Origin of the sequence: Phytobacter ursingii (genome assembly GCF_001022135.1) — a bacterium.
GTDB classification, from domain to species: domain Bacteria; phylum Pseudomonadota; class Gammaproteobacteria; order Enterobacterales; family Enterobacteriaceae; genus Phytobacter; species Phytobacter ursingii.
In genome coordinates this window covers 4,574,081-4,599,199 of the sequence record NZ_CP011602.1, presented here as the reverse complement: position 1 = coordinate 4,599,199, position 25,119 = coordinate 4,574,081, and the positions used below count along the sequence as shown (strand labels likewise).

Here is a 25,119-nt window from a genome sequence, read left to right as displayed (position 1 = left end):
AGGGAAAATTCGTCGCTATCCTATACCAAAATGAGACAATGTTGACGGTTATCACACACTTTTTTTCATTGAATTTGCTTATACGGCAACGATTGCGTGGGGTAATCTGCCTTAAGTAAACGATAAACTTGCAAGTTACAGGAAATCACATGTCCCAAATAGAAGCAGTATTTTTCGACTGTGACGGCACCCTGGTCGACAGTGAAGTCATCTGTTCGCGCGCATATGTGCATATGTTTAAAGAATTTGGCATCACGCTCGATCTTGAAGAGGTGTTCAAACGTTTCAAAGGGATGAAACTCTACGAGATCATTGAGGTGACAGGTGAAGAACACGGCGTGACGCTGGATAAGACGAAGCTGGAGCCGGTTTTTCGCAGCGAAGTGGCGCGGCTGTTTGATTCCGAGCTGGAAATCATTCCGGGGGCGAAGGAGTTACTCGATGCGGTCAGCGTGCCTGTTTGCGTGGTCTCTAACGGGCCGGTAAGCAAAATGGAACACTCTCTTGGCAAAACAGGCCTTCTGCACCATTTCCCGGAACGCCTGTTTAGCGGCTACGATATTCAACGCTGGAAGCCGGACCCGGAACTGATGTTCCATGCGGCAAAAGCGCTGAATGTGAATACGACACGCTGCATTCTGATTGATGACTCGGTGGCGGGCGCGCAATCGGGTATCGCAGCGGGCATGGAAGTCTTTTATTTCTGTGCCGATCCGCACAACAAACCGATCGACCATCCGCAGGTGACCACGTTCACCGAACTGTCGCAACTCCCGGCATTGTGGAAAGCGCGCGGCTGGAACATTACGCGCTAACGGTAAACGCCTCCCCCATAACAGGAGAGGCGTAATGCATCACTTAAACAGTTTCTGCACAAACTCGGCATAAGCCGGACGCCAGACATCCATTTCGTGGTTCAGCCCAGGGTACATTTTATAGTCAAACTTGATCCCCTGTTTTTCCAGGTCGGTTTTCAGTCCGGCAATATCTTTCCCGGTAACAGAATCTTTTTCGCCGACCACTACCGTGAAGTTATGCAGTTGCTTATTGATCTCCTGAGGTTTATTGAGCTGAGCGGTAACACCGGCATCCGGAACGGTGGTGGTGGTCACGCCGCTGAATGTTGCCAGCCAGCCAAAGCTATCCAGATGGTTCATCCCGGATACCAGCGCCTGATAACCGCCCTGCGATAAGCCAGCCAGCGCGCGTCCGTTTGCATCTTTACGCACGTTAAACCGTGCATCGACCATCGGTATAATGTCATGCATCAACTCGCGATCGGCCGCTTTCGCATTGAGGGGATAAAATGCTTTGCGACGATCTTTTGGTGGGTAATTTTCCGGTATGGCCTGCACAATATCCGTTTCCGTATCCGGAACGACCACCAGCATCGGCTTGATTTTCCCCTCCGCCAGCAGGTTGTCCATTATCTGCGGCAAACGTCCCTGATCGATAGCGGACAGACCGGTGTCGCCAAAACCATGATAGAAATAGAGCACCGGCAGGGGTTCGCCTTTGCTGTTATAGCCCGGCGGCGTCCAGATATAGACGCGACGTTCTGAGCGCAATTCTTTCGAGTGATAGGTTACCGTCAACAGATCGCCATGCGGTACGGCGCGATCGTCAAGAATACTTCCCGGTACCAGGATCAGGCTGGTGTTAACCTGACGCTGCGGTTTCTGAAAACGGCTTCCTGTGTCTACCGAGCGGAAACCATCCACATCAAAGTAGTACTCGTACAGATTCGGCGTCAGAGAATCGCTTTTCCAGGACCAGACGCCGCTCTCATCTTTGCTCATATCATGGGAGACAAAGCTGTCCGGGGTGGAACCGGTCACCACCGACACCCGTTTTGCTGCGGGCGCAAACAGGCGAAAGGTAATGCTTTTATCAGCGTTCACCTGGGTTACGTACTGGCTCACCGGCACCGACATGTCCGGGGTTGCCGGAAAGGGTGCGGCGAACGCAGGCAGGGCGGCACCACCCAGCAGCGCAGTGATGGCGAGTGTCAGACAGGCGATGTTTCTTTTCATAGCAAATCCCTCATTTTATTGTCTCGTTCATGTAAATCCCTGTGCGGGCATTACCACCAGACCTCAGCCTGAACGCCTGCGGCAAACTGATTGTTTTTCTCGTCAGCGAAGCTGAAATTATCCAGTTCGTTGTCCAGCGCATGGATGTAGGTACCATAAAAACGAATTTCCGGACGGGACGTCAGCATGCTGGTGTTGACTTTAAGCGTATGGTAAAGCGTGGTTTTATACCCCGCCTCTTTGAATTTCGCGCCATACTGATTTTTATTCTGCTGGTTGAAATACGCCAGTTCTACGCCCGTCTGGTTGTATTTGTCCCAGATATACGCCGGACGCACCACCGCGCGATAGCTGTTGAAATCACTGTGTGCGCCCGTCTCATAGCTATAGACATCTTCGCCGCGTGAGTAGACCAGCGCGTTGGCCACGATCACATCGTCACGTAAATAGGTTTCACCCTGCGAAACCAGACGAATCGCCGTACCGTTGGTGTGGTCGCCATAGTAACGGCCATTGAACGCGATATACGGACTGGAGCCGCTGTAGCGGGCAAAGCTGCTTGCCAGCGAGTTGTTGGCCATCAGGAAGCTGAATTCGTTATAGCCGCCATTTTTGAATTTCTGCGTTAACGCCGTGCCAAACATCCAGGTATCTTTCCATTTGTAATACCCGTTGTCGTTCACGTTCTCTTTCTGCGTATCCGTTGAGTTCGCCATCGCATAACGGCCATTGATCATCAGCTCGGCTTTATCCCACAACGGAATGGCTTTGTAGCGGACATCAACGGTGTTGGTATTGAGTTTCTGTGAGTGGCTCAGTGAGCGGTCGTACTGGTCAATATCCTCACGCAACAGCGCAATATCGAGCTTACCGCTGCCAAGCTTCATGTTTTCAATCCCGGCGCCGCCTGATGAGTCGGTACGCTGCGTTTTCCAGTCGAGCATTTGCACTTCATATTTGGGAAGTTGATGCTTACCCACCCACAGATCCGCTTCCGGGGCGAATGGCAGGAAACCGGTGGTGGTGAGGTAGATATCGGAAAATTGCAGGTAGTTTTCGTTGGTGCTGTTATCACCAAACCAGCCAGCAGAGTAAGACTGTCCAACGTTGCCATCCAGCATGACGACCGCTTTCGCACTCTTACCATTTTCGTTATAGACGCGCTGGGAGAACTGCAAATCAAACCAGCTGGTGTATTCGTTGCCAAAACGCCCCAGCGAGCCGATAGCCCAGGATTTTGGGGATCCGTTAGTGGTGGTCGCCCAACCAGAACGGAAATAACCGTTGTAACTAAACCCAATTTCATCTTTAACGAACTTACTGAGATCTTTCATCGACATAGATGAAACATCGTCAGTTTTAGACGGTTGAGCGCCCGGCGCTGGCGCTGTCTGAACCAGCACAGCTGCGGGTGCAGGAGCCGGGGTCGCTTTCGCCTTATTTGCCGCCGCCGATGCAGGCGCAGAAGAGGCCTGGGCAAAATAAACCGCCTGCTTACTCTTCTCTTCGTCCTTGTAGCGCTGTAATTCCTTTTTCGTTTCGCTGAGGTCTTTCTCCAGCGCCGCAAGTCGCTGCTCGATGGTCATATTTCCGCTCGCGGCCATCGCTGGGGTCACTGAGTATAAAAAAGATGATGCCAGAATTAAGGGTATTGTTTTTTTCATGGTTTCCATCCAACCATTTTTTGGATAAAAAAAAACCTGAACCCACCCGAGAGTGATCGGGTATGGGTTCAGGTTTTGCCTGTCTAAAGCAGTAACAATCCTGTACTGGACACATCTTTGCGGCTGACTGTTTTTTTCAACGGCCCAAAAAACAAAAAACCTGGCACCTCCGAAGAAGAGATGTCAGGTTTAGCCCGCAAAGCGGTAGCAATCCAGTTTCAGCCCACAACATAGCGATTTTTAAACCACCAGCAATGAGCAAAAGAATAAATTGTGATTTATAACGAGTTTTTCTGTCGCCACTTGCTGTCGACGACAGGTTTTACGGCGATCAGCCTTACTCTTTCGGATCTTTCCCGGCGAGCAATTTATCCAGTTCATCGCCACCTACGTGACGGAAGTCCTGGCCTTTAACGAAATAGAAAATGTATTCGCAGATATTCTGGCAACGGTCGCCGATACGTTCGATGGAACGGGCGCAGAACAGCGCAGTCAACACGCTCGGAATAGTACGCGGGTCTTCCATCATGTAGGTCATCAGCTGACGCACGATGCCTTCATATTCCTGGTCGACTTTTTTATCTTCACGGTAAATACGCACCGCTTCGTCAATATCCATACGCGCGAAGGCATCCAGCACGTCGTGCAACATCTGCACGGTGTGACGGCCGAGTGACTCCAGGCTCACCAGCAGCGGCTGGTGCTGCGAAGAGAATTTCTCCAGCGCGGTACGACAGATTTTATCGGCAACATCACCAATACGTTCCAGTTCAGCGATCGTTTTGATGATCGCCATGACCAGACGCAGGTCGCTGGCGGTCGGCTGGCGCTTTGCAATGATGCGTACGCAGGCTTCGTCGATAGCGACTTCCATCATGTTCACCTGCTTATCACCCTCAACAACGCGCTGAGCCAGCTCGCTGTCCTGGTTATGCATCGCAGTGATCGCATCAGAAAGTTGTTGCTCTACCATCCCACCCATGGTCATGACCTGAGTACGGATACTCTCCAGCTCAGCGTTGAACTGGCCCGAAATATGTTTGTTAAGATTGAGGTTGTCCATGGTGTCTCCTGATGCCCAACTATTTTTGGGCTATAACAAGGCGGCAACTGAGCGAATCCCCGGAGCGCATCACACGATACGACCGGGGTGAACAAAGGCAGCCAACACAGCTAGAGCCTGAAAGCAGTATGGCAAATCAACCGTAGCGGCCAGTAATATAATCTTCGGTTTGCTTTTTCTTCGGCTTGGTGAACAGGTCATCTGTGTTGCTGAACTCAATCAATTCGCCGAGATACATAAACGCCGTGTGATCGGAACAACGCGCAGCCTGCTGCATGTTGTGAGTGACGATGACCACGGTGTAATCCTGCTTCAACTCGGTGATCAATTCTTCGATACGACCAGTCGAAATGGGGTCGAGTGCCGAACAAGGTTCGTCCAGCAGTAACACTTCCGGACGGATCGCAATCCCGCGGGCAATACACAGACGCTGCTGCTGGCCACCGGAAAGAGAGTACCCGCTCTGGTGCAATTTATCCTTGGTTTCATTCCATAATGCAGCCTTGGTCAAGGCCCATTGCACGCGTTCGTCCATATCGGCGCGAGAAAGTTTTTCAAACAGACGCACGCCGAAGGCGATGTTGTCGTAAATCGACATCGGGAACGGCGTTGGCTTCTGGAAAACCATCCCAACTTTTGCACGCAACAGGGCGATATCCTGAGTATTGGTGAGAATGTTATCCCCATCCAGCAGAATTTCACCTTCTGCGCGTTGTTCCGGGTACAGTTCAAACATTTTATTGAACGTACGCAGCAGCGTTGACTTACCGCAGCCTGACGGCCCGATAAACGCCGTTACCTGGTTTTTAGCAATGTCCAGGCTGATGTTTTTCAGGGCATGGAATTTGCCGTAATAGAAGTTCAAATCGCGAACCTGAATTTTGCCCGGCGTGGTATCAACCATACTCATTTATCTCTTTCCTCACTCGGCACCGCGTTACACCGCGCCGCAAAAATTAGTGTTTCTTCGCCGCGAAAATGACACGCGCCAGAATGTTCAGCAACAGCACACACAGCGTGATAATCAGGACACCGGCCCAGGCCAGTTGCTGCCATTCAGCAAACGGGCTCATCGCAAACTTAAAGATGGTGACCGGTAAGTTCGCAATCGGCCTCATCATGTCGGTGCTCCAGAACTGGTTCGACAGCGCGGTAAACAGCAGCGGTGCGGTTTCACCTGCAATACGCGCAACCGCCAGCAGTACGCCGGTCATGATCCCGGAGATAGAAGCTTTCACGGTAATCGCGGAAATCATCTTCCACTTTGGTGTCCCCAGCGCGTAAGCCGCTTCTCGCAGGCTGTCCGGCACCAGTTTCAGCATGTTCTCGGTGGTACGAATGACTATCGGCACCTGCAGCAGCGCCAGCGCAATCACACCCGCCCAGCCAGAGAAGTGTTGCATCTGCGCCACCACAATGGTGTAAACGAACAGGCCAACAACAATAGACGGTGCGGAAAGCAGAATATCGTTAATGAAACGGATAATTTCGGCCAGAATCGATTTACGACCATACTCGGCCAGATAGATCCCGGCCATAATACCCAGCGGCGTACCAACAGCGGTCGCCCAGAAGATGAGCAGCGCGCTTCCCGCCAGCGCATTCGCCAGCCCCCCACCCGCCGTGTTCGGCGGCGGCGTCATTTCGGTAAAGAGCGCCAGAGACATCCCATCAAAGCCACGCCCAATGGTCGACAGCAGGATCCAGACCAGCCAGAACAAACCAAAAGCCATGGTCGCCATCGACAGCGTCAGGGCGATACGGTTTTTGGTACGGCGCTTAGCCTGCATCTTGCGGCGAGATTCAGCCAGCTCTGCGGTGGTTTGCATTTCAAGCGTAGCCATTATCGGGCCCCCTCATTTTTCGCCAGGCGCATGATCATGAACTTCGAAATCGCCAGCACAATAAAGGTAATGACGAAGAGGATAAGACCCAGTTCCATCAAGGCGGCAACGTGCAGACCGGATTCCGCTTCGGCAAACTCATTCGCCAGCGCGGAGGTAATACTGTTGCCAGGCATGTACAGCGAGGCGTTATCGAGCTGGTAAGTGTTACCGATGATGAAGGTCACCGCCATGGTTTCGCCCAGTGCACGACCCAGCCCCAGCATAATGCCGCCGATAACGCCATTTTTGGTGAACGGCAGAACAATACGCCAGATAACTTCCCACGTGGTGCAGCCGATACCGTAGGCAGACTCTTTCATCATCACCGGGGTTTGTTCGAATACATCGCGCATAACGGCGGCGATGTACGGAATGATCATAATGGCGAGGATGACCCCAGCAGCCAGGATACCAATACCAAATGCCGGGCCAGAGAAAAGGGCGCCAACAAACGGAATCGCGGACATGACGTTGCCGACCGGCTCCTGGAAATATTTGGCAAACAGCGGCGCAAAAATAAACAAGCCCCACATGCCGTAAACGATACTCGGAATAGCCGCCAGCAGTTCAATCGCAATCCCCAGAGGACGTTTCAGCCAGCCAGGCGCCAGCTCCGTCAGGAACAATGCGATACCAAAACTCACCGGAACGGCAATCAGCAGTGCGATAAATGACGTGACCAGCGTACCGTAAATGGGAACCAGTGCCCCAAAGGTTTCATTCGGCGCATCCCACTCTTTGTTCCATAAGAAGGAAAAACCAAATTTCTGGATACTCGGCCATGAGGAGAAAATCAGAGACACGATAATGCCGCCGAGCAGCAATAGCACAATCAGCGCAGCCAGTTTTACCAGCGCGCTGAAAATCATGTCACCTTTTTTGCCCGGGGGGCTAAAAGCCGGCTTGGTTGCAGCCATAAATCACTCTTTAAGTTTGGGCCAGGAAGCGCGCATTTTATCGTGCTTCCTGGCTAACGTAATGCCATACCCTAAATAATTCGAGTTGCAGCAAGGCGGCAAACTTGTGAACCCCCAGGAGCATAGATTCACTATGTAACTGGGGTGGACAAGTGCAGCCAACACAGCTGCGGCTCGAAGTATGACGGGTATTTAGTACAGCGCTTTACCGCTGCTGTCTTTCACGTTGGTTTTCCATGCAGCGCGAATCTGTGCAACAACACTCTCAGGCAGGGTAGCGTAGTCCAGGTCATTAGCCTGTTTGCCGCCGTTTTTGTATGCCCAGTCGAAGAATTTCAGCACTTCTGCGCCCTGCTCAGGATTTTTCTGCTCTTTGTGAACCAGGATGAAGGTGGTGGACGTAATCGGCCACACATCGGCACCTTTTTGGTTGGTCAGGTCCTGTGCAAAAGATTTGCTCCAGTCGATGTTTTTGGTCGCATTGGAGAAGTTTGCTTCGGTCGGGCTAACCGGCTTGCCATCAGCAGACAGCAGTTTGGTGTAGGTCAGGTTATTCTGCTTAGCATACGCATATTCAACATAACCAATGGAGCCCGGCAGACGTTGTACGAATGCAGCGATACCGTCGTTACCTTTACCGCCCAGACCGGTCGGCCAGTTAACAGTAGAGCCAGCGCCGACAGAGGATTTCCACTCTTCGTTAACTTTTGCCAGATAGCTGGTAAACACGAAAGAGGTACCGGAACCATCAGCACGACGCACAACAGCGATATTCTGAGAAGGCAGTTTCTTACCCGGGTTCAGCTTAGCAATGGCCGCATCATCCCATTTTTTGATTTTGCCCAGATAAATATCGCCCAGCGTTTTACCGTCCAGCACCAGTTCACCAGATTTGAAACCTTCCAGGTTAACAGCCAGAACAACGCCGCCGATGACGGTCGGGAACTGGAACAGGCCTTCCTGAGCCAGTTTATCGTCAGCCAGCGGAGCATCAGAAGCGCCGAAGTCTACAGTGTTTGCAGTGATCTGTTTTACGCCGCCAGAAGAACCGATACCCTGGTAGTTAACCTTATTACCGGTTTCTTTCTGGTAGGTATCAGCCCATTTGGCATACACCGGCGCCGGGAAAGTTGCACCCGCACCTGTCAGGCTTGCAGCGGCGTTAACTGCAAATGCACTCAGAGAAAAGGTCGCGGCGACAACAGTTGCGACAGTGGTACGCATAACGTTCATAATGTCTCCTGCAAGAATCGTAAATCGTTGTTTAAGTGGCTACGACGAGCAAAATAGGACACTTTGATGACAGTTATATGCAATGATTGTTACTGTTTGATGACAATGACAGCTTTCACATAGATTAACCGTATCTTGTATGATTTATCAGCAAGATAACGTGTTTCATGACAGTGAGATGTCAGCAAGATTTTAGTTTTATGACACTAAAAAAGTAGTAGATGCCGGCAAGATGTCCCAGCAAAAATCGACAAAAGATAGCCGCAGATCAATTCATTTGCGTCTGGGTTGCGTCAATGCCTGGCGCCGATACTGCGCTATCCGAAGTGAAACACGCCACTGCATCAGTTTCGTCAGTTCTGGCCCGTTCATGACCTGCCGTGTTAGCCATAAGAGAAGTAAACTCCCGGCCCAACAACCGACACTTAACCATGAAAAAGAGGCGAACAGCAGCCATCCTGCCACCAGCACATTGCAAACACATAACAGCGACCAGACGGCTAAAAATAATCTCAGGGATCGTGTTCTCCCTTTATCTGCTCCTGATAACGCCATCACCAGCAGAATAAAGACAACAAGACCTGTGATAACACCCCAGCCGCCGGTAACGGTTCTGAGTGCAATGGCAAGTCCGACATAGCTCAAAAGCAAGGTATAAAACAGCGCCAGTATGCTGCCGAAATATGTCGTCACGCGGATGTAGTAAGCCTTCGGCATTTCCTGAAAGGCCTCTGCCAGCTGTTTTAATTGCGCAAGTTTACGGCCCGATATTGCTGCTTCCACCTTGTCGCAGTAGTCGATGAGCGCCAAAAATTTGCGCCCGATTATGCGTTTCAACAGATTCATCATCATCCTGAAAAAAAGAGGCTGCCACCAGGCAACCTCTTTTATGCGTCATGACGTGTTTACGACTTTATTCCACGGTCACCGATTTTGCCAGATTGCGCGGCTGGTCCACATCAGTGCCTTTAATCAGCGCAACGTGATAGGCCAGCAGCTGTAGCGGAACAGTGTAGAAGATAGGGGCAATAACTTCATCAACATGCGGCATATCAATGATATGCATGGTATCGCTGCTGACAAAGCCAGCATCCTGATCGGCGAAGACATACAGTACACCGCCACGAGCGCGAACTTCTTCAATGTTGGATTTCAGTTTTTCCAACAGTTCATTGTTCGGCGCAATGACGATAACCGGCATATCATCATCAATCAGGGCCAGTGGGCCATGTTTCAGTTCACCAGCGGCATACGCTTCTGCATGAATATAGGAGATCTCTTTGAGCTTCAGCGCGCCTTCCAGGGCAATCGGGTATTGATCGCCACGACCAAGGAACAAGGCGTGATGCTTGTCAGAGAAGTCCTCTGCCAGTTGCGCGATGCGTTTATCCTGCGACAGCATCTGTTCAATGCGGCTCGGCAGCGTCTGCAGACCGTGAACAATGCTATGTTCGACAGAGGCATCCAGCCCTTTCAGATGGCTCAGTTTCGCCACCAGCATCAGCAGCACGGTTAACTGAGTCGTGAAGGCTTTGGTCGAAGCCACGCCAATTTCCGTACCCGCATTGGTCATGATGGCCAAATCGGATTCACGCACCAGCGAGGAACCAGGAACGTTACAGATAGCCAGCGAGCCCAGATAGCCCAGCTCTTTAGACAGACGCAGCCCCGCCAGAGTGTCGGCCGTTTCGCCAGACTGAGACAGTGTAATCATCAGACTATTGCGACGCACGGCAGATTTGCGGTAACGGAACTCGGAGGCGATCTCTACATCACACGGAATACCCGCCAGCGATTCAAACCAGTAGCGAGAAACCATGCCGGAGTTATACGAGGTACCGCAGGCGATGATCTGGATGTGCTCAACTTTGCTCAGCAGATCATTGGCATGTGAGCCCAGTTCACTTAAATCCACTTCACCGTGGCTGATACGCCCGGTCAGCGTGTTTTTAATCGCATTCGGCTGTTCGTAGATCTCTTTTTGCATATAGTGACGGTAAGCGCCTTTATCGCCTGCGTCATATTGCAGATTGGATTCGATCTCCTGACGCTTAACCTGCGCGCCCGTTTTATCAAACACCGTCACGCTACGGCGTGTTACCTCAGCGATATCACCTTCTTCAAGGAAGATAAAGCGACGCGTCACCGGCAGCAGAGCCAGTTGATCGGACGCGATAAAGTTTTCCCCCATGCCCAGACCGATAACCATCGGACTACCGGAGCGAGCAGCCAGCAGCGTGCTCGGATCGCGGGAATCCATGATGACTGTGCCGTACGCGCCGCGCAGTTGCGGGATAGTACGCAGTACAGCATCACGCAGCGTACCGCCTTGCGCCAGCTCCCAGTGCACTAAGTGAGCAATCACTTCTGTATCGGTCTCAGAAACAAAAGTGTAGCCGCGCGCTTTCAATTCTTCGCGCAGCGGTTCGTGGTTTTCGATAATGCCGTTGTGTACTACAACGATGTGTTCAGACACATGCGGGTGTGCGTTGCCCTCGGAAGGTTCACCGTGCGTCGCCCAACGGGTGTGAGCAATACCGGTACCACCGTGTAACGGATGCTCTTCCGCGGCCTGAGCCAGCATCTGTACTTTGCCGAGACGACGCAGACGGGTCATATGACCTTCTGCATCAACCACTGCCAGACCGGCAGAGTCATAGCCACGGTATTCCAGACGACGTAAGCCTTCCAGAAGGATTTCAGCAATATCACGCTGCGCAACTGCGCCAACAATTCCACACATAGTTAGATTTCCTGATTATGGCATTGTGCCATGCGTTGTCGCTGACCTGTTTTCACCCTTTGTCTTTCACGCTGTAACTGCGTTGGCTACATGTGTTCGCCATGGTCACTTACATCAGTAAGCTCCCATGGCCTCACGCATTTGCCGCCTTGCCACAACGCGAATTCTTTGGGTAATGCCCTTTTTTGGGCGCCCCGAGCCTTGTAGAGAGTGGGGTTATTTTTATGGTACTGATTATCGGGCGGGGGATTATGTTATCCCCTCATCCCTGTTTGCCGGATTTCTCCGGCATGAAAATTACTTTTTCTTCACCGGACGCTGCCAGCCCTGTTTATGGACCTGCGGCACGCGGCTTAAAACCAGTTCGTTATCGGCGACATTACGGGTCACTGTCGTGCCTGCCGCTATGGTTGCCCCTTTACCCACGCTCACCGGGGCCACCAGTTGGGTGTCGGACCCGACAAATACATCATCGCCAATAATCGTCTTGTGTTTGTTGGCCCCGTCATAATTACAGGTGATGGTCCCCGCGCCGATATTGACGTTGTCGCCAATTTCCGCATCGCCAAGGTACGTCAGATGACCGGCTTTCGAGCCTTTGCCCAAACGCGCTTTCTTCATTTCAACGAAGTTACCTACGTGCGCACCTTCCTGTAATTCAGCGCCCGGACGCAGGCGGGCAAACGGGCCAATCGTACAGGCAGCTTCAAGCGTGGCATCTTCCAGCACGCTGTAAGGGCTGATTTCACAGTCATCGCCAATTACGCTGTTTTTGATGACACAACCCGCGCCAATTTTCACGCGGTTGCCAAGTTTGACGTCACCTTCAACAATCACGTTAGCATCAATCTCAACATCCCGCCCATGCGTCAGGGTTCCACGCAGATCGAAGCGTGCCGGATCGCGCAACATCACGCCAGCAAGAAGCAATCTTTCAGCCTGCTCAGTTTGATAGACACGTTCGAGGCGGGAGAGCTGGAGGCGGTTGTTCACCCCCTCCACTTCACTCAGGCGCTGCGGATGGACGGCTGCGATTTCATGACCTTCCTGATAAGCAAGAGCAATGATGTCGGTGATGTAATACTCACCCTGCGCATTATTATTGGTGAGCTGACTCAGCCAGCGTTTCATGTCGCCGCCGTTTGCTATCAGAATACCGGTATTGATTTCCTGGATCTGGCGCTGCTGCTCGGTCGCATCTTTATGTTCAACAATGCCGGTAACTTTACCGTTCTCACGCGTAATTCGGCCATATCCACTTGGATCGTCAAGCTTCACGGTGAGCAGACCAATCCCCCCTTGCGGTTTTGCTTCGCGCAGGCGGGTGAGGGTATCGATGGAGATCAGGGGCACATCGCCATAAAGCATCAGGATATCTTCGTCGTCAGCGAAGAAGGGCGCAGCCTGCTGCATTGCATGCCCGGTACCCAGTTGCTCAGCCTGTAACACCCAGTTGAGTTTGTCGTCAGACAGCGTTTGTTTTAACAGATCGCCGCCGTGCCCATAGACAAGGTGTACATGATCGGCGCCAAGATTATTCGCCACATCAATAACATGCTGAACCATCGCTTTCCCTGCAAGGGTATGCAGCACTTTCGGAAGATCGGAATACATGCGTGTGCCTTTGCCAGCGGCAAGGATCACCACACTCATTTTCGTGTTCAACATACGCGTCCTGACTTTAATTTGAGTGGAAGTTTTACTGTTTCACCTTGAAAATTCTACATTTTTTTCAACGCGAAATGGCAAGAAAGTAAAATGCACAACCTGCCTTACCAGAGCGTAATTTAGGGCATTTTTTTTGCTTTTACACGGTACTTTATCTGCAAAAATAGCGCTTCCTGCCCGGATATCGTGAGCAGGACGATGTTTTTGCTATTTTTTTTAGCGGTGAATAAAGTATTGAGCAGGGCATTTGTGTCATCAATAAAAGTACAGATTTTGCCCATAAAAAAAGCCAGCCTGATAATCAGACTGGCTTTTTGACTTTAAGCCGGTGTTACATCGCTTTTTTGGTCAACTCGATAACGCGCAGTTTCGCAATAGCTTTCGCCAGTTCGGCAGACGCCTGAGCGTAATCCACGTCGCCGTGCGAGCTCTTAATGTGCTCTTCGGCTTTACGTTTCGATTCCAGCGCTCGCGCTTCGTCGAGATCCTGGCCACGAATAGCGGTATCAGCCAGTACGGTCACGTTGCCAGGCTGCACTTCAAGAATGCCGCCGGACAGATAGATAAACTCTTCATGACCGTGCTGTTTCACGATGCGGATCATACCAGGCTTAATGGCGGTGAGCAGCGGCGCGTGACCCGGGTAAATACCCAGTTCACCTTCGCTACCCGTTACCTGGATTTTCTCGACCAGACCAGAGAACATTTGTTGCTCTGCGCTGACGACGTCCAGGTGGTAAGTCATTGCCATATCACCCTCCGATTAAGGCGTTAAAGTTTTTTGGCTTTTTCCACGGCTTCGTCAATGGAACCGACCATGTAGAACGCCTGCTCCGGCAGGTGATCGTATTCGCCTTCCATGATGCCTTTAAAGCCACGGATGGTGTCTTTCAGGGAGACGTATTTGCCCGGAGAACCGGTAAACACTTCTGCCACGAAGAACGGCTGGGACAGGAAGCGCTGGATCTTACGCGCACGTGCTACCACCAGTTTGTCTTCTTCTGACAGCTCATCCATACCCAGGATGGCGATGATGTCTTTCAGTTCCTGGTAACGCTGCAGGATAGACTGTACGCCACGCGCAGTGTCGTAGTGCTCCTGACCAACCACCAGTGGATCCAGCTGACGGCTGGTGGAGTCCAGCGGGTCAACGGCCGGGTAGATACCCAGAGACGCGATCTGACGGCTCAGTACCACGGTTGCATCTAAGTGCGCAAAGGTGGTGGCTGGTGACGGGTCAGTCAAGTCATCCGCAGGTACGTATACCGCCTGTACGGAGGTGATAGAACCGGTTTTGGTGGAGGTGATACGTTCCTGCAGAACGCCCATCTCTTCCGCCAGCGTCGGCTGGTAACCTACCGCAGAAGGCATACGGCCCAGCAGTGCGGATACTTCCGTACCGGCCAGGGTGTAACGGTAGATGTTGTCAACGAACAACAGTACGTCACGACCTTCGTCACGGAACTTCTCAGCCATGGTCAGACCGGTCAGTGCAACGCGCAGACGGTTTCCCGGCGGCTCGTTCATCTGGCCATACACCAGGGATACTTTGTCGATAACGTTGGAGTCGGTCATTTCGTGGTAGAAGTCGTTACCCTCACGAGTACGTTCACCTACGCCCGCAAACACAGAGTAACCGGAGTGCTCGATCGCGATGTTACGAATAAGCTCCATCATGTTTACGGTTTTACCTACACCCGCACCACCGAACAGACCCACTTTACCGCCCTTAGCGAACGGACACATCAGGTCGATAACTTTGATACCGGTTTCCAGCAGTTCCTGAGAGTTTGACAACTCTTCGTAGGACGGTGCTGCACGGTGGATCGCCCAACGCTCTTCTTCACCGATGTCGCCTTTCATGTCTACTGGTTCGCCCAGTACGTTCATGATACGACCCAATGTTGCTTTACCTACCGGGACTTCGATCGGGTGAGCCAGGTCCGTTACTTCCAGACCACGACGCAGACCGTCAGAAGAACCCATTGCGATGGTACGTACAACGCCACCGCCGAGCTGTTGCTGAACTTCCAGCACCAGACGCTCTTCACCATTCTTTACCTCAAGTGCATCGTACACTCGTGGTACGGCATCCTGAGGGAACTCGACGTCCACCACGGCGCCGATTACCTGGATAATTTTTCCAGTAGCCATCTTGAATCCTCTACGAAATTCGTAAACCTGGTTAAACCGCGGCGGCCCCCGAGACGATCTCGGTGAGTTCCTGAGTAATGCTGGCCTGACGAGCTTTGTTGTAAACCAACTGCAGCTCTTTAATCAGGCTGCCGCCATTATCGGTCGCGGCTTTCATCGCCACCATACGTGCGGCCTGCTCGCTGGCCAGGTTTTCAACAACACCCTGATAAACCTGAGATTCCACATAACGACGCAGGAGAGTATCCAGCAGCGCCTTTGGATCAGGTTCATACAGATAATCCCAGGATTTACGCTTCAACTCTTCATCTTCTTCTGCCGGTAACGGCAGCAGTTGGGTGATGGTTGGAACCTGAGACATGGTGTTGATAAATTTGTTGCTGACAATGTAAAGCTTGTCCAGACGACCTTCGTCGTAGGCCTGCAACATCACTTTAACCGAGCCGATCAGTTCGGACAGGGACGGGTTATCACCCATACCGGTCACCTGGGCGACAACGTTGCCACCAACGGAATTAAAGAAGGACACGCCTTTCGAGCCGATCATCGCGAGGTCGCTCTGAACGCCTTTATCGGACCATGCTTTCATATCCGCCAGTACTTTCTTGAACAGGTTAATGTTCAAGCCGCCACACAGACCACGGTCGGTCGACACCACCAGGTAGCCCACACGTTTAACGTCGCGTTCTTCCAGGTAAGGGTGCTTATATTCCAGATTACCGTTCGCAAGGTGACCAATCACTTTGCGCATGGTATCTGCATAAGGACGGCTGGCCGCCATGCGATCCTGCGATTTACGCATTTTGGAAGCGGCGACCATTTCCATCGCTTTAGTGATCTTTTGCGTGTTCTGGACGCTTGCGATCTTACTACGTATCTCTTTTGCGCCGGCCATGAGCTTCTCCTCAATGCCTTGCGGCCTGCCCTAAGGCAGGCCACCAGACGTTACCAGGACTGGGTTGCTTTGAAGGAATCGAGGATGCCTTTCAGCTTGCCTTCGATTTCGTCGTTATAGCCACCGGACTGGTTGATCTCTTGCATCAACGGAGCGTGGTCACGGTCAACGTAAGCCAGCAGAGCGGCTTCGAAGCTACCGATTTTCGCCAGTTCTACATCCGCCAGATAACCACGTTCTGCTGCGAACAGAACCAGAGACTGCTGCGCAACGGACATCGGCGCATACTGTTTCTGTTTCAGCAGTTCGGTCACTTTCTGACCGTGGTCAAGCTGTTTACGGGTTGCATCGTCAAGGTCAGAGGCAAACTGGGAGAACGCTGCCAGTTCACGATACTGCGCCAGCGCGGTACGAATACCACCGGACAGTTTTTTCATGATCTTGGTCTGCGCTGCGCCACCCACACGGGATACGGAGATACCCGGGTTAACCGCAGGACGAATACCGGCGTTAAACAGGTTGGTTTCCAGGAAGATCTGACCATCGGTAATGGAAATTACGTTAGTCGGAACGAACGCGGAAACGTCACCAGCCTGCGTTTCGATAATCGGCAGAGCGGTCAGAGAGCCGGTTTTCCCAGTCACTTCACCTTTGGTGAAGGCTTCAACGTATTCGGCGTTAACACGCGCAGCACGCTCCAGCAGACGAGAGTGGAGGTAGAATACGTCGCCCGGGAATGCTTCACGTCCTGGCGGACGACGGAGCAGCAGGGAAATCTGACGGTAAGCAACGGCCTGTTTAGACAGATCATCATAAATGATCAGCGCATCTTCACCGCGGTCACGGAAATATTCGCCCATCGCGCAACCGGCATACGGTGCCAGGTATTGCAGTGCGGCGGATTCAGATGCGGTAGCCACCACAACGATGGTGTTAGCCAGCGCGCCGTGTTCTTCCAGTTTACGCACCACGTTAGAAATGGTGGACGCTTTTTGGCCGATAGCCACGTAGACGCACTTGATGCCGGAATCACGCTGGTTGATGATGGCGTCGATAGCCAGAGCGGTTTTACCGGTCTGACGGTCACCGATGATCAATTCACGCTGACCACGACCGATTGGGATCATGGCGTCAACGGATTTATAACCGGTCTGTACCGGCTGATCGACGGATTGACGTTCGATAACGCCCGGCGCGATAGCTTCAACAGCGGAGAAGCCGTCGTGCTCCAGCGGACCTTTACCATCAATCGGCGCACCCAGGGTGTTCACAACGCGGCCCAGCAGACCACGACCAACCGGAACTTCCAGGATACGACCCGTACATTTAACCTTCATGCCTTCGGCGAGGTCAGCGTACGGCCCCATCACAACGGCACCTACAGAGTCGCGCTCCAGGTTCAGTGCGATAGCGTAACGGTTACCCGGCAGGGAAATCATCTCACCCTGCATACAATCGGCCAGGCCGTGGATGCGGATAACACCGTCACTTACAGAAACAATAGTACCTTCGTTGTGAGCTTCACTCACAACATTGAACTGAGCAATGCGCTGCTTGATCAGTTCGCTGATTTCGGTGGAATTCAGTTGCATGCTCCAGTCCCCTTAAGACTGCAAGACGTCTGCGAGGCGTTCAAGACGGCCGCGTACGCTACCATCAATGACCATATCACCCGCACGGATGATAACACCTGCCATTACAGACTTATCGATTTTGCAATTCAGCTTAACTTTGCGTGACAGACGTTTTTCCATCGCGGCGCTGATTTTCGAAAGCTGTTCTTCACTCAGTGCGGTCGCAGAGGTCACTTCGACTTCTGCGGTAGCCTCGCTGGCTGCACGCAATTGAACAAACTGCTCAAGAACATCAGGAAGCACTTTAAGACGACCATTTTCAGCCATCACCCGAATCAGGTTCTGACCGTTGTCGTCAAGTTGCTCCCCACAGACTGCGATAAACGACTCGGCAAGCGTTTCCGGTGCAATAGCACCGGAGAGAAGCTCTGCCATATGTTCGTTTTTCGTCACCTCGGCTGCGAACGCCAGCATATCCTGCCAGCGATCGACACCCTGGTGTTCGACAGCAAAGTCAAAAGCTGCTTTGGCGTAGGGGCGAGCTACCGTTACAAATTCAGACATCAGCCCCTCCCTCCTTACAGTTCAGCGACCAGTTTATTCACGATGTCGCTGTTAGCAGCTTCATCCACGGAACGCTCGATGATCTTCTCGGCGCCGGCAACAGCCAGCAGAGCCACTTGTTTACGCAGCTCTTCGCGAGCGCGTTTACGCTCGGCGTCAATTTCCGCCTGAGCCTGCGCCACGATTTTGTTACGTTCCTGCTCGGCTTCTGCTTTCGCTTCGTCCAGGATCTGAGCGCGGCGTTTGTTCGCCTGCTCAATGATGACCTGAGCTTCTGCTTTCGCTTTTTTCAGCTGGTCGGTCGCATTGGCCTGTGCAAGGTCCAAATCCTTCTTAGCTCGTTCCGCAGAAGCCAAACCGTCAGCGATTTCTTTCTGACGTTTTTCAATGGCTGCCATTAATGGCGGCCATACATACTTCATGCAGAACAGAACGAACAGGACAAACGCGATGGCCTGGCCGAGGATTGTTGCGTTTAGATTCACAGCACAATGCCTCTTATCTGGTTAACGTTCTAAATACTTGCTGTAAAAAGCAACCCTTACTACGCGACAGCAAACATCACGTACAGACCCAGACCTACAGCGATCATCGGGATTGCGTCCACCAGACCCATAACGATAAAGAACTGAGTACGCAGAAGAGGAATCAGATCAGGTTGACGCGCTGCGCCTTCCAGGAATTTACCCCCGAGGATGCCGATACCGATCGCAGCACCGATTGCCGCCAGACCCATCATAATAGCGGCAGCCATGTACAGCAGATCCATATTCAGGTTTTCCATGACAGTCTCCAGATTGTTTCAGTTAAAACGTAGTAGTGTTGTTAAAAATCAATGCTCTTCAGACGCCATCGACAGATAGACGATCGTCAGAACCATGAAAATGAAGGCTTGCAGCGTAATAATCAGGATGTGGAAAATGGCCCACGGCACATTCAGGATCCACTGTGACCACCACGGCAACAGACCAGCAATCAGAATGAAAATCAACTCACCGGCATACATGTTGCCGAACAGTCGCAGACCGAGAGAAACCGGTTTGGACAGCAGGCTCACACCTTCCAGGATAAGGTTGACCGGGATAAACACCGGGTGGTTGAACGGCTGGAGTGTCAGCTCTTTAGCAAAACCACCCAGGCCTTTCATTTTGATGCTGTAGAACAGAATCAGGATAAATACGCCCAACGCCATCGACAGAGTGATGTTCACGTCTGCGGACGGCACAACGCGAAGAGCAGGTAGACCAAGGTATTTTTCAGCGATGGTCGGCAGCAAATCGATAGGCAGTAAATCCATCAGGTTCATCAGGAATACCCAGACGAAAATCGTCAGGGCCAGTGGCGCGATAAGCTTGCTTTTGCCGTGGTACATGTCTTTCACGCTACCGTGGACAAAACCAATAACCAGCTCAATCGCGGTCTGGAATTTCCCCGGGACGCCGCTGGTGGCCTTTTTGGCTACGCTACGGAACATCACCAGGAACAACAGACCCAGAACCACCGAGAAAAACATGGAGTCAATGTTGAGCGTCCAGAAGGTGGCCGGGGGGTTATGCGGATCCACCAGCGAAAGCGTACGAAGGTCAATCTGAAGGTTTTTCAGATGGTGGCCTATGTACTCCTGCGGTGTTGAGATTTCTCCTGCAGACATGATGCCTCTTACCCTTTGTTGTTAATTACAGCGGGTGCCAGTATCTGAACAACCAGCACCGAAACCCACGTGACTATCAGCGGTAAAAACACCGCCTTTAAAACCGCCAGCGCCACCACCAGCAACACGAATGTTGCTAACACCTTGAACACTTCACCGAAGGCGAAGGACCAGGCCACTCGGCCTTTAGCTGGTGTATGCGCCTGATGACGCCAGGCAAAAATCATAAACAACATATTCGGCAGAACGACTGCCATACCGCCGCACACGGCGGAAGTGCCCCAGAAGGGGTCTTTGAGGCTAAACAGCAATCCGCTTGCTATTACCGCCAGGAACTGAATAAGCAGAAGCCTGCGAGCAACATTTCGACCCAAGAGCGACACAGACATCACTTTTAACTCCTGCTCACTTCGGGGTAGGCCGCGTGTCGTATAAAACGTTCTTTAAGGCCTGGAGTCAAGCATCAAAAAGCGGTCAAATTATACGGTGCGGCCTCGTGATTTCAAACAATAAGTAGCGAAAAGGTGAATAAATGTTTAAATAATTTTCCCGAGGGCTATTTTTCAACTTTTAGCGAAACTGTGAACCATTATGCAAAACGTCGAATAACGCGAAACAGCTGCTGTTAAAGCGTGCACCAGATCACAAATTAAACATTTATGCGCTCGCCAAAATATTCACCTGAGGAATTTGAGCCTTTTCATCTTTTTGATATTCAAGATGATTACTGACAACTCTTTTTAAAACAGCTCGCTATACAATAAAAACCTTTCATTGACATTTATAATAATCATTTAACATTCATAAATTGGTACAACCTGCCGATTTTTAGCAGACTGATATTTTCGCAGTTGACTATTTTAAGGGTTAAGCAAAAGCCCAGCGTTAAAACATCGAAAAATCAAAGTAAAATATGCGTTAAATGTAACCGAACGTATCACTGTTTTTTACGCCGTTTTTTAACATTCAGAAAACAGCACGAATTCTACATTTTTTGATAAAAATTAAATTTTGTTTGCCTTAATGACCACGAGATGTCGGTCGCCCTCAAGATGCGGTACATCTAATTTGACGATAGATTCTACTGAAAACTGAGCAGGCAGCGTGTCAATTTCATCATTGGGAATCAAACCCTTAAGGGCATAGAACTTGCCTTGTGTTCCTGGCAGATGCTGGCACCAGTTCACCATGTCATTCAGCGATGCGAATGCCCGGCTGATGACCCCATCAAAAGGCGGCTCGGCCGGAAAATCCTCGACGCGGCTCTGTACGGGAGTGACATTCGTCAGATGAAGCTCATGCTGAACCTGGCGCAGGAAACGGACGCGTTTACCCAGGCTATCCAGCAGCGTGAAGTGTGCGTCAGGAAGAACAATAGATAACGGGATCCCCGGCAGGCCCGGCCCCGTACCGACGTCGATAAACCGCTCCCCCTGCAAGTGTGGCGCCACCACGATACTGTCCAGAATATGGCGAATCAGCATCTCGTTCGGGTCACGTACGGAGGTCAGGTTGTAGGCTTTGTTCCATTTGTGAAGCATTTCAACATAAGCCACCAGTTGGTTTTTCTGGTGATCGGTGAGCGAAATACCTGCTTCATCAAGCAGACGAGAAAGTTTATTGAGCACGGTGATTACCTGTCTGAAAAATATGCCCGGCGGCGTTAACGCTTACCGGGCTTAAATCTGTTGCGCTGTCAGGCAGCGCGCTATCTGCCAGCGGAGGTTTAGCGAAGCGTATCAGGCGCTACGGCGCAGCATCCCCTGCTTTTTCAACCAGACCAGCAGAATGGAGATCGCAGCAGGTGTGATCCCGGAAATACGCGATGCCTGTCCGATAGATGCCGGTTTGTGATCGTTGAGCTTCGCGATCACTTCATTCGACAGTCCACTGACCTGACGGTAATCGAGCGATGCAGGTAACAGGGTATTCTCGTTACGCTGCTGTTTTTCAATTTCATCCTGCTGACGGGCGATATACCCCTCGTACTTCACCTGAATCTCAACCTGCTCAGCCGCCTGTTCATCGCTCAGCCCAGGAACAAATGGTGCCAGTTGTACCAGCTGTTCGTACGTCATTTCCGGGCGACGCAGCAGATCTTCGCCGCTGGCTTCACGAGACAGCGGCGCAGTCAGGTTTTTATTCACTTCCGGCGCGTTTTCCGACGTTGGGTTCACCCAGATAGATTTCAGGCGCTGACGTTCACGTTCGATATTTTCGAGTTTCTCGTTATAGCGAGCCCAACGTTCGTCATCCACAAGACCAAGTTCGCGACCGATTTCGGTCAGACGCAGATCGGCGTTATCTTCGCGCAGCATCAGGCGATACTCGGCACGAGAGGTGAACATGCGGTACGGTTCTTTGGTACCCAGCGTACAAAGATCATCCACCAGTACGCCAAGATAGGCTTGAGAACGCGCCGGTGCCCAACCCTCTTTCTCGGCGGAGAAGCGTGCGGCGTTCAGACCGGCTAAAAGCCCCTGAGCCGCCGCTTCTTCGTAGCCAGTGGTACCGTTGATTTGCCCGGCAAAGAACAGCCCGTGGATGAATTTGCTCTCCAGGGTTAGTTTCAGGTCACGCGGATCGAAGAAATCGTACTCAATGGCATAACCAGGGCGAACGATTTTTGCGTTTTCCATCCCCTGCATTGAGCGGACAATTTTCATCTGTACATCAAACGGCAGGCTGGTGGAGATACCGTTCGGATAAATTTCGTTAGAGGTCAACCCTTCCGGTTCAAGGAAGATCTGGTGCTGGTTGCGATCGGCAAAGCGCATCACCTTATCTTCGATCGACGGGCAATAGCGTGGGCCGATCCCTTCGATCACGCCTGCGTACATTGGGCTGCGATCGAGGTTATTGCGGATAACGTCGTGGGTCTTTTCGTTGGTATGCGTGATGTAGCACGGCACCTGCTGCGGATGCTGCGCCGCATTGCCCATGAACGAGAAGACCGGCATCGGGTTATCACCGTGCTGCTGAGCCAGAACGCTGAAATCAATGGTACGTGCATCAATACGCGGCGGCGTACCTGTTTTCAGACGGCTTACGCGCAGCGGTAATTCACGCAGACGACGAGAAAGCGGAATGGACGGCGGATCGCCCGCACGGCCACCGCTGTAGTTATCCAGCCCGATATGAATTTTGCCGTCCAGGAATGTCCCGACGGTGAGAACGACCGCTTTGGCACGGAATTTCAGGCCCATCTGGGTAACAGCACCCACGACGCGATCGTTTTCTACAATCAGATCTTCGACCGCCTGCTGGAAGATCATCAGATTGGGCTGGTTTTCCAGCGCGGTACGCACAGCCTGACGGTAAAGCACGCGATCGGCCTGTGCGCGGGTCGCACGAACCGCCGGGCCTTTGCTGCCGTTTAGTATCCTAAACTGGATACCCGCATGGTCGATCGCTTTCGCCATCAGGCCGCCGAGTGCATCCACTTCTTTTACCAGGTGTCCTTTCCCAATACCGCCAATGGCCGGGTTGCAACTCATTTGCCCCAGCGTGTCGATATTGTGTGTCAAAAGCAGAGTCTGTTGACCCATACGCGCTGCGGCCATCGCGGCCTCAGTGCCTGCATGACCCCCGCCAATGATGATGACGTCAAAAGGATCCGGATAAAACATGGTGTATTGCCTCGCATAAAGCGGTTAGAAAGTGGATTGATGCCCGGGCCGTGGATTCTACTCAACTTTAGCTCAGTGAGAAAGCATCAGGATCCCGGGTATTAAAAAGAAGATCTTTATTTAGAGAGATCTGTTTTACTGTGATCTCTTATTAGGATCGCCCTGGCTTGTGGATAACCCGGATCCGGATATAAAGATCATGATGTTAGCCAGGATCATTAGCTGTGAATGATCGGTGATCCTGGTCAGTATAAGCTGGGATCAGAATGGGCAGTTATGCACAACTAAAAAACTAAGCGACGGTTATACGTTGGATAACTACCGGTTGATCAACGGTTTTAAGCATAGTTATCCACACTCGATCGCGCGATCTTTAATCGTTATTGAGTAAAATAATCCAGGATCCGAGCCAAATTTCAGCAGGATCTTCAGGAATGTCATGCTCAAGGATGTTGATCTTCTCGGTTTCACCTACCTGTTTTGCCCCACAGGCCTTGAGTGAAACCTCGAGTTTTTCAATCGCACCGCAAAACGTGTCGTATTCGCGGCTACCAATACCAATCGCGCCGAAACGTACGGCGGAAAGGTCAGGCTTTTGTTCATTAAGATCGTCATAAAACGGCTGGATGTTGTCCGGCAAATCGCCTGCGCCATGAGTAGAACTCACCACCAGCCAGGTTCCTTCCCGCGGCAGATCTTCCAGTAACGGGCCGTGCAGGGTTTCGGTTGTAAAGCCTGCATCTTGCAGTTTTTCCGCCAGGTGTTCAGCTACATATTCTGCGCCACCCAGGGTGCTGCCACTAATAAGCGTAATATCTGCCATTAAGTCCACTCCGGTTATGAGCTGCGTATTGTACGCTGTGAATGGACTGGGATCTACCTGTGGACAATATGGGTATTAACGGTGGGGGAAAACGCCCTGTTACGGGCGGATCGTACGCATGATGGGGTTTTGCAAAGAGATCAGCGTTTCAGTGGACTGGATTTCATCAATTGTTTGGATCTTGTTGATAAGCACCTGCTGCAGTGCGTCGATCGAGCGACACATCACCTTAATAAAGATGCTGTAGTGACCGGTGGTGTAGTACGCCTCGGTGACCTCTTCCAGACTTTCCAGCCGTGCCAGCGCAGAAGGGTAATCTTTGGCGCTTTTGAGGATAATGCCGATAAAACAGCAGACGTCATAACCTAATTGTTTGGGGCTGACGTCAATTCGCGCGCCGGTAATAATCCCCGCCTGCTTCATTTTCTCTACGCGCACATGAATCGTACCCGGGCTTACACCGAATTGCTTGGCGAGCTCTGCGTAAGCGGTACGCGCATTCGCCATTAAGGCGTCAAGGATGCCGCGGTCCAGATTGTCGATCTGATAATTTTCCATAGGTTTTTCTTATGATAAATAAACATTCTTATTATTTTAGCGGTTAATTATGACGAATCAAAAC

24 protein-coding genes are annotated in these 25,119 nt (G+C 51.6%); 1 reads left to right on the top strand and 23 read right to left on the bottom strand.

Annotated features, from left to right (window positions below):
* Window positions 1-149 precede the first annotated feature (149 nt).
* Window positions 150-815 (top strand): 6-phosphogluconate phosphatase, encoded by a 666-nt coding sequence (gene yieH / locus AB182_RS25225; RefSeq protein WP_047372458.1) that lies wholly within the window; start codon window positions 150-152, stop codon window positions 813-815.
* 39 nt (window positions 816-854) lie between these two features.
* On the opposite strand, the gene AB182_RS25220 is transcribed toward yieH, so the two are convergent.
* From AB182_RS25220 to asnC, 23 genes are all read right to left on the bottom strand, one after another.
* Window positions 855-2,033, bottom strand: coding sequence for an esterase (locus tag AB182_RS25220; RefSeq protein WP_047372457.1), 1,179 nt, complete (start codon window positions 2,031-2,033; stop codon window positions 855-857).
* A 50-nt stretch (window positions 2,034-2,083) separates the two neighbouring features.
* Complete coding sequence (locus tag AB182_RS25215; protein WP_223883638.1) at window positions 2,084-3,637, bottom strand: carbohydrate porin; 1,554 nt, start codon at window positions 3,635-3,637, stop codon at window positions 2,084-2,086.
* 397 nt (window positions 3,638-4,034) lie between these two features.
* Window positions 4,035-4,760: a phosphate signaling complex protein PhoU gene (phoU, locus tag AB182_RS25210; RefSeq protein WP_039080015.1), complete on the bottom strand. Its 726-nt coding sequence runs from the start codon at window positions 4,758-4,760 to the stop codon at window positions 4,035-4,037.
* A gap of 136 nt (window positions 4,761-4,896) precedes the next feature.
* Window positions 4,897-5,670 (bottom strand): phosphate ABC transporter ATP-binding protein PstB, encoded by a 774-nt coding sequence (pstB, locus tag AB182_RS25205; RefSeq protein ID WP_039080014.1) that lies wholly within the window; start codon window positions 5,668-5,670, stop codon window positions 4,897-4,899.
* Between the two features lie 46 nt (window positions 5,671-5,716).
* On the bottom strand, window positions 5,717-6,604 hold the full coding sequence (gene pstA, locus AB182_RS25200; protein WP_047372456.1) for a phosphate ABC transporter permease PstA: 888 nt from the start codon (window positions 6,602-6,604) through the stop codon (window positions 5,717-5,719).
* Complete coding sequence (gene pstC, locus AB182_RS25195; protein ID WP_047372455.1) at window positions 6,604-7,563, bottom strand: phosphate ABC transporter permease PstC; 960 nt, start codon at window positions 7,561-7,563, stop codon at window positions 6,604-6,606. Before pstC ends, pstA begins: the two co-directional genes overlap by 1 nt.
* Before the next feature lie 192 nt (window positions 7,564-7,755).
* Complete coding sequence (gene pstS / locus AB182_RS25190; protein WP_039080011.1) at window positions 7,756-8,796, bottom strand: phosphate ABC transporter substrate-binding protein PstS; 1,041 nt, start codon at window positions 8,794-8,796, stop codon at window positions 7,756-7,758.
* 273 nt (window positions 8,797-9,069) lie between these two features.
* The gene (locus tag AB182_RS25185; protein WP_047372454.1) at window positions 9,070-9,642 is read right to left on the bottom strand and encodes a hypothetical protein; all 573 of its coding nucleotides are present in this window, start codon (window positions 9,640-9,642) and stop codon (window positions 9,070-9,072) included.
* Between the two features lie 67 nt (window positions 9,643-9,709).
* Entirely contained in the window at window positions 9,710-11,539 is a 1,830-nt protein-coding gene (gene glmS, locus AB182_RS25180) for a glutamine--fructose-6-phosphate transaminase (isomerizing) (RefSeq protein WP_047372453.1), read from the bottom strand.
* 297 nt (window positions 11,540-11,836) lie between these two features.
* Window positions 11,837-13,207 carry a bifunctional UDP-N-acetylglucosamine diphosphorylase/glucosamine-1-phosphate N-acetyltransferase GlmU gene (gene glmU / locus AB182_RS25175; protein WP_047372452.1) on the bottom strand — a complete coding sequence of 457 codons (1,371 nt, stop codon included), beginning with the start codon at window positions 13,205-13,207 and terminating at the stop codon, window positions 11,837-11,839.
* 331 nt (window positions 13,208-13,538) lie between these two features.
* Window positions 13,539-13,958 (bottom strand): F0F1 ATP synthase subunit epsilon, encoded by a 420-nt coding sequence (locus AB182_RS25170; RefSeq protein WP_039080007.1) that lies wholly within the window; start codon window positions 13,956-13,958, stop codon window positions 13,539-13,541.
* A gap of 20 nt (window positions 13,959-13,978) precedes the next feature.
* A complete protein-coding gene (atpD, locus tag AB182_RS25165; protein ID WP_039080006.1) occupies window positions 13,979-15,361 on the bottom strand; it encodes a F0F1 ATP synthase subunit beta in 1,383 nt (460 codons plus the stop codon).
* Between the two features lie 31 nt (window positions 15,362-15,392).
* Window positions 15,393-16,256, bottom strand: a complete 864-nt coding sequence (gene atpG / locus AB182_RS25160; RefSeq protein WP_039080005.1) for a F0F1 ATP synthase subunit gamma — start codon at window positions 16,254-16,256, stop codon at window positions 15,393-15,395.
* A 50-nt stretch (window positions 16,257-16,306) separates the two neighbouring features.
* Window positions 16,307-17,848 carry a F0F1 ATP synthase subunit alpha gene (gene atpA / locus AB182_RS25155; protein WP_047372451.1) on the bottom strand — a complete coding sequence of 514 codons (1,542 nt, stop codon included), beginning with the start codon at window positions 17,846-17,848 and terminating at the stop codon, window positions 16,307-16,309.
* 12 nt (window positions 17,849-17,860) lie between these two features.
* Entirely contained in the window at window positions 17,861-18,394 is a 534-nt protein-coding gene (atpH, locus tag AB182_RS25150) for a F0F1 ATP synthase subunit delta (RefSeq protein ID WP_047372450.1), read from the bottom strand.
* A 14-nt stretch (window positions 18,395-18,408) separates the two neighbouring features.
* Window positions 18,409-18,879, bottom strand: coding sequence for a F0F1 ATP synthase subunit B (atpF, locus tag AB182_RS25145; protein WP_007369369.1), 471 nt, complete (start codon window positions 18,877-18,879; stop codon window positions 18,409-18,411).
* A 59-nt stretch (window positions 18,880-18,938) separates the two neighbouring features.
* Window positions 18,939-19,178, bottom strand: a complete 240-nt coding sequence (gene atpE / locus AB182_RS25140) for a F0F1 ATP synthase subunit C (protein ID WP_004393045.1) — start codon at window positions 19,176-19,178, stop codon at window positions 18,939-18,941.
* Between the two features lie 48 nt (window positions 19,179-19,226).
* The gene (gene atpB / locus AB182_RS25135; protein ID WP_047372449.1) at window positions 19,227-20,045 is read right to left on the bottom strand and encodes a F0F1 ATP synthase subunit A; all 819 of its coding nucleotides are present in this window, start codon (window positions 20,043-20,045) and stop codon (window positions 19,227-19,229) included.
* A gap of 8 nt (window positions 20,046-20,053) precedes the next feature.
* Complete coding sequence (atpI, locus tag AB182_RS25130) at window positions 20,054-20,434, bottom strand: F0F1 ATP synthase subunit I (RefSeq protein WP_047372448.1); 381 nt, start codon at window positions 20,432-20,434, stop codon at window positions 20,054-20,056.
* Window positions 20,435-21,049: 615 nt separating this feature from the next.
* Window positions 21,050-21,673, bottom strand: a complete 624-nt coding sequence (rsmG, locus tag AB182_RS25125; RefSeq protein ID WP_047372447.1) for a 16S rRNA (guanine(527)-N(7))-methyltransferase RsmG — start codon at window positions 21,671-21,673, stop codon at window positions 21,050-21,052.
* A gap of 111 nt (window positions 21,674-21,784) precedes the next feature.
* Window positions 21,785-23,674: a tRNA uridine-5-carboxymethylaminomethyl(34) synthesis enzyme MnmG gene (mnmG, locus tag AB182_RS25120; RefSeq protein ID WP_047372446.1), complete on the bottom strand. Its 1,890-nt coding sequence runs from the start codon at window positions 23,672-23,674 to the stop codon at window positions 21,785-21,787.
* A gap of 373 nt (window positions 23,675-24,047) precedes the next feature.
* Window positions 24,048-24,497 (bottom strand): FMN-binding protein MioC, encoded by a 450-nt coding sequence (gene mioC, locus AB182_RS25115; protein ID WP_047372445.1) that lies wholly within the window; start codon window positions 24,495-24,497, stop codon window positions 24,048-24,050.
* A gap of 99 nt (window positions 24,498-24,596) precedes the next feature.
* Complete coding sequence (gene asnC, locus AB182_RS25110; protein ID WP_039079997.1) at window positions 24,597-25,055, bottom strand: transcriptional regulator AsnC; 459 nt, start codon at window positions 25,053-25,055, stop codon at window positions 24,597-24,599.
* Window positions 25,056-25,119 lie beyond the last annotated feature (64 nt).

Excerpts from the sequence above, each read along its gene's own strand:
- atpA (WP_047372451.1), bottom strand. The coding sequence starts at position 17,848 with ATGCAACTGAATTCCACCGAAATCAGCGAACTGATCAAGCAGCGCATT.
- glmS (WP_047372453.1), bottom strand. The coding sequence starts at position 11,539 with ATGTGTGGAATTGTTGGCGCAGTTGCGCAGCGTGATATTGCTGAAATC.
- AB182_RS25170 (WP_039080007.1), bottom strand. The coding sequence starts at position 13,958 with ATGGCAATGACTTACCACCTGGACGTCGTCAGCGCAGAGCAACAAATG.
- phoU (WP_039080015.1), bottom strand. The coding sequence starts at position 4,760 with ATGGACAACCTCAATCTTAACAAACATATTTCGGGCCAGTTCAACGCT.
- atpI (WP_047372448.1), bottom strand. The coding sequence starts at position 20,434 with ATGTCTGTGTCGCTCTTGGGTCGAAATGTTGCTCGCAGGCTTCTGCTT.
- mnmG (WP_047372446.1), bottom strand. The coding sequence starts at position 23,674 with ATGTTTTATCCGGATCCTTTTGACGTCATCATCATTGGCGGGGGTCAT.
- atpG (WP_039080005.1), bottom strand. The coding sequence starts at position 16,256 with ATGGCCGGCGCAAAAGAGATACGTAGTAAGATCGCAAGCGTCCAGAAC.
- atpE (WP_004393045.1), bottom strand. The coding sequence starts at position 19,178 with ATGGAAAACCTGAATATGGATCTGCTGTACATGGCTGCCGCTATTATG.
- mioC (WP_047372445.1), bottom strand. The coding sequence starts at position 24,497 with ATGGCAGATATTACGCTTATTAGTGGCAGCACCCTGGGTGGCGCAGAA.
- AB182_RS25220 (WP_047372457.1), bottom strand. The coding sequence starts at position 2,033 with ATGAAAAGAAACATCGCCTGTCTGACACTCGCCATCACTGCGCTGCTG.
- AB182_RS25185 (WP_047372454.1), bottom strand. The coding sequence starts at position 9,642 with ATGAATCTGTTGAAACGCATAATCGGGCGCAAATTTTTGGCGCTCATC.
- pstB (WP_039080014.1), bottom strand. The coding sequence starts at position 5,670 with ATGAGTATGGTTGATACCACGCCGGGCAAAATTCAGGTTCGCGATTTG.
- atpH (WP_047372450.1), bottom strand. The coding sequence starts at position 18,394 with ATGTCTGAATTTGTAACGGTAGCTCGCCCCTACGCCAAAGCAGCTTTT.
- atpB (WP_047372449.1), bottom strand. The coding sequence starts at position 20,045 with ATGTCTGCAGGAGAAATCTCAACACCGCAGGAGTACATAGGCCACCAT.
- AB182_RS25215 (WP_223883638.1), bottom strand. The coding sequence starts at position 3,637 with ATGGCCGCGAGCGGAAATATGACCATCGAGCAGCGACTTGCGGCGCTG.
- pstA (WP_047372456.1), bottom strand. The coding sequence starts at position 6,604 with ATGGCTACGCTTGAAATGCAAACCACCGCAGAGCTGGCTGAATCTCGC.
- glmU (WP_047372452.1), bottom strand. The coding sequence starts at position 13,207 with ATGTTGAACACGAAAATGAGTGTGGTGATCCTTGCCGCTGGCAAAGGC.
- pstC (WP_047372455.1), bottom strand. The coding sequence starts at position 7,563 with ATGGCTGCAACCAAGCCGGCTTTTAGCCCCCCGGGCAAAAAAGGTGAC.
- atpD (WP_039080006.1), bottom strand. The coding sequence starts at position 15,361 with ATGGCTACTGGAAAAATTATCCAGGTAATCGGCGCCGTGGTGGACGTC.
- asnC (WP_039079997.1), bottom strand. The coding sequence starts at position 25,055 with ATGGAAAATTATCAGATCGACAATCTGGACCGCGGCATCCTTGACGCC.
- pstS (WP_039080011.1), bottom strand. The coding sequence starts at position 8,796 with ATGAACGTTATGCGTACCACTGTCGCAACTGTTGTCGCCGCGACCTTT.
- yieH (WP_047372458.1), top strand. The coding sequence starts at position 150 with ATGTCCCAAATAGAAGCAGTATTTTTCGACTGTGACGGCACCCTGGTC.